4 protein-coding genes are annotated in these 3,858 nt (G+C 57.6%); 3 read left to right on the forward strand and 1 reads right to left on the reverse strand.

Features of this window, described 5'->3' with window-relative positions:
- Positions 1–59 precede the first annotated feature (59 nt).
- A complete protein-coding gene (locus V8352_RS21430; RefSeq protein WP_336426288.1) occupies positions 60–1,139 on the reverse strand; it encodes a hypothetical protein in 1,080 nt (359 codons plus the stop codon).
- Between the two features lie 233 nt (positions 1,140–1,372).
- Between V8352_RS21430 and V8352_RS21435 the strand changes: the two genes are divergently transcribed.
- From V8352_RS21435 to V8352_RS21445, 3 genes are all read left to right on the forward strand, one after another.
- On the forward strand, positions 1,373–1,528 hold the full coding sequence (locus V8352_RS21435; protein ID WP_336426289.1) for a hypothetical protein: 156 nt from the start codon (positions 1,373–1,375) through the stop codon (positions 1,526–1,528).
- A gap of 106 nt (positions 1,529–1,634) precedes the next feature.
- The gene (locus V8352_RS21440; RefSeq protein ID WP_336426290.1) at positions 1,635–2,849 is read left to right on the forward strand and encodes a CaiB/BaiF CoA transferase family protein; all 1,215 of its coding nucleotides are present in this window, start codon (positions 1,635–1,637) and stop codon (positions 2,847–2,849) included.
- Positions 2,846–3,580 carry a glutathione binding-like protein gene (locus V8352_RS21445; protein WP_336426291.1) on the forward strand — a complete coding sequence of 245 codons (735 nt, stop codon included), beginning with the start codon at positions 2,846–2,848 and terminating at the stop codon, positions 3,578–3,580. The genes V8352_RS21440 and V8352_RS21445 overlap by 4 nt, the downstream gene beginning before the upstream one ends.
- Positions 3,581–3,858: the final 278 nt, after the last annotated feature.

Here is a 3,858-nt window from a genome sequence, read left to right on the forward strand (position 1 = left end):
CTCACTTCGTCCGTCCCGCGCATCGTCACCCTCACTGCCGCTACCGTGCCAGAAGTGAATCATGTTCTCGCAACCGCGTCGAGACCGGCCTTTTTCAGCAGCCTGCTAAGCTTCCCTTTTGCGTACAGTTCTGAGGCGTAGCGCCTCTTCTCAAACAAGAAACGAACGTTTTCGATGCAGGTGTCAGCACATTCCCGCAGTTTCTCCGGCCCGGTCTTCTTGGGGGCCCATTCCTCGAATGGTTTCAACTCAATCAGTTTGTGCGCCAGTTGACGCCAGAACAACTCTCCCTTGGGATCGGTTCCAAAGTCATAGGGCGCATCTGCTGCAAGGCGAAGAAGCTTTAGAAATTCATGAAAGCGTTCTTTATCTTGGGTATAGTACTCTTTAGTTTCAGCTTTTTGCTGTTTTGTTTTTTGCTGCCAGAGGTTCGCGATGTGATAACTCAGTACTTCTCGGTGTTCGTCGTTGTCCTTGATGGCCTTGCTGACGTCCGACCAGTCTGCCGAAAGGGGAAGGTCCCGTAGAATGTCCTTTGGAACTAGCAAGATAGGGCCGTCTTCTGTGAGGTAAGGATTTGGTATTAATGTGCCAGAAATGTTACCGCCATTCTTTAGTTTTATGTCATAGCTCTTGGTATTGACACCCAACGCTCTAGCCAACTCCTCGTTGAATTTCACAATCTGCACAGAAATGATATGGCACGTCATATCGCTAATTCGGTCTGGGCCTATGCCCTCTTCAAAAACTGAAAGTGCGGTAAAAAGGTCTGAGTCTTGCACCCCAATGCCAATGACTTCTATTGCGGAGGCGAGAAGAGCTTCAGTGGTTTTCTCGCCAGAACCTGCGCCTCGGTCGCCACCATATCCGAGCTTGGTCCATCCATATTCAGGGAAGGACAGCTTCTTGAACGCCGCCTTCCAAGGTTTGTCACCTTCGCTTTTTATGTAAGAAATCAGCTTGATAACCTGCTCGAAGTATGTATCAAAGGCGTCCGCGGCATCTTTCGAGAAGATCGCGTTCTTCGATTTTCGAAGCAATAATGGATCAACGAAGACAAGAATGTCTGCTGCTAATGTTGGGTTTAGAGTCCCAAAATTTTCGAGTTTCTTGGGGTCAATTCCATACTCGTCTGACAAGCGTATCAGATTGCTTATTTTGGCCAATTTAAAATACTTTCATTGAAATGGAGCCACCAAGGATGACTTAATTGAAGTAAGTCGTTTTCACGAAGCGGGTTTGCACCTATAGCAAATATTAGGTTGGGTCTTTGGAAAGTGTATGTCAACGCAGCATAACCTGACACCGGCGCCCCCACGGTAGTACATTGTCTCGACCGCACTACCACCGATTTCCATCGATATCGCTTTGTATGTCGGCTGCGAGGACGATCACACCTGCGGCGAACGAGCGGTTCCTGCCGGTTCTCTCGGGGCGTCGTATCTGGGCTAATCCGATTGGCGAGGGTGTCTGGCAGGGCGGAGGTGTCGGCTTTCGCTGGGAAGACGGCATTCCGATGCGAAACTAGCCTGCAATTCCCCCACAGTTTGGGTAGAAGGTGACCAAAGGACTTGGCCCGCTCACCCTGAGTTGGCGTCCCTTACACAAGTTTTTCCAGACCGGAGGTCGACCAAATGCCAGGCCCATTGCACGGATTTCGGGTCATCGACCTGACCACGATGATCTCCGGCCCTCTGGCCACCATGACGCTGGCCGATCAGGGGGCTGAGGTCATCAAGATCGAGCATCCCGGCGGCGGTGATCACAGCCGGCAGGTCACGGGGCGGCGCGGCGGGTTTGCGGCCTCCTTCCTCAACAACAATCGCGGCAAGAAGTCGGTCACGCTGAACCTGAAGGATCCGCGTGGCCTCAAAGCCGCGCTGCGGCTTTGCGAAACCGCGGACGTGTTCGTGCAGAACTTTCGCCCCGGCGTGGCCGAGAGGATCGGACTGGGAGAGGCGGCAGTGCGCGCGGCCCGGCCCGACATCATCTACACCTCCATTGCCGGCTTCGGCTTTGCGGGCGACTGGGCGCGCAAACCCGTCTACGATCCGCTGATCCAGGCGCTGTCGGGTCTGGCAAGCGTGCAGGGCGGCGCGGACGCCGCGCGTCCCCGGCTGGTCAGAACGATCCTGCCCGACAAGCTGACTGCGATCCAGACCGCTCAGGCGATCACCGCCGCACTGCTGGCCCGCGCCCGGACGGGCGAAGGCAGCCATGTGCAGATTTCCATGCTGGACACCGTGCTGGCATTCCTGTGGAGCTCTGACATGGCGGGATACACATTCGTGGGGGATGAGCTGGAACCCACGAAGGGCGATGACGCGCAGAGCTTTGTCGAGCTCATCTATCAGACCGCCGATGGCTGGATGGCGGTCTCTGCGCATACCGACAGCACTTGGGCGGGCCTATCGGCAGCCGTGGCCCGGCCCGACTGGTTGGAAGACCCGCGCTTTGCCACTGTTGCCGCGCGAGAGGACAACAAACCCGCCCGTCTGGAACTGACACAGGAGGCGCTGCACGACGATACCACCGACAACTGGATGCAGCGTCTAAGCGCGCATGACGTGCCCTGTGCGCCGGTGCTGACGCGCGACCAAGTCTATTCACACCCGCAGGTTCAGGCCAATGAAACGGTGATCGAACAGGACCACCCCCAGGCAGGCCGGATCCGTCAGGCCCGAACACCGGCCCGGTTTTCGGCCACGCCGCCCGAGGCCCCGAAACCTGCGCGCCGACTGGGGGAAGACACGCGGGCGGTGCTCGCGCAGGTCGGCTATGACACGGATACGATTTCCGACATGATCGCACAAGGCATCGCCACAGACACGCAGGACGGCACCCAATGATCGATCTCTACTTTGCCCCCACGCCAAACGGGTGGAAGGCCGCCATCATGCTTGAGGAGACCGGTTTCGACTATCGGCCCATTCTGATGCGGCTAAGCGAAGGCGATCAGTTCTCGCCCGACTTCTTGTCGATCAGCCCCAACGCCAAGATGCCGGCCATTGTCGATCATGCACCGGATGCCGCCTGGGGCGACGCCCCTGTGACCGTTTTCGAATCTGGCGCGATCCTGCTCTACATCGCCGACAAGACCGGACAGTTCGCGCCGCCGCAGGGCGACCTGCGCGCGCGCAAGGACTTGATGGAATGGCTCTTCTGGCAGGTAGGCAATCAGGGGCCCATGGCCGGGCAACTGAGCCATTTCCGTAATTATGCGCCAGAGGATGCGCGCGACTACGGCTTCAACCGGTATCTGGGCGAATACGACCGCAACCTCGGTGTGTTGGAGAACCGCCTTGAGGATCGCCAATACATCCTCGGGGAGTATTCCATCGCCGACATGCTGGCCTTTCCGTGGGCGTTCATTGCCAAACCGCTTGGCGCCTCGCTTGCGGATTTCCCCCGCGTGGCCGACTGGCGCGCACGGATCAAGGCGCGTCCAGCGGTGCAGCGCGCCATCGATCTGCACAAGTCGGAGCAGAACCGGGGGCAACACCGCGCCGACAACAACACGGTCCTGTTCAACCAGTCGGCCGCGTCTCTCAGGTCCAAGTCGAAAGGCGATACCACATAGGGTTTAGCACGCACGGACTTTGATTGGGTCGTCCCGTCATCCTAAGCGGGTTACACTGCAATCAGACTTGTCGGAACGAGGTGTGGAAGGCCTTAATCGGCCGGTCGTGGATTGCAAGCGTTCTTCTGGGTGGGTCGCTGAATTAGCCCTTCGAAGCTGGTTGACCCTCTAGCAGGCTGCTGAAAAAGGCCGGTCTCGACGCGGTTGCGAGAACATGATTCACTTCTGGCACGGTAGCGGCAGTGAGGGTGACGATGCGCGGGACGGACGAAGTGAGC

The organism is Roseovarius sp. D0-M9, assembly GCF_037083805.1.
Lineage (GTDB): Bacteria > Pseudomonadota > Alphaproteobacteria > Rhodobacterales > Rhodobacteraceae > Roseovarius.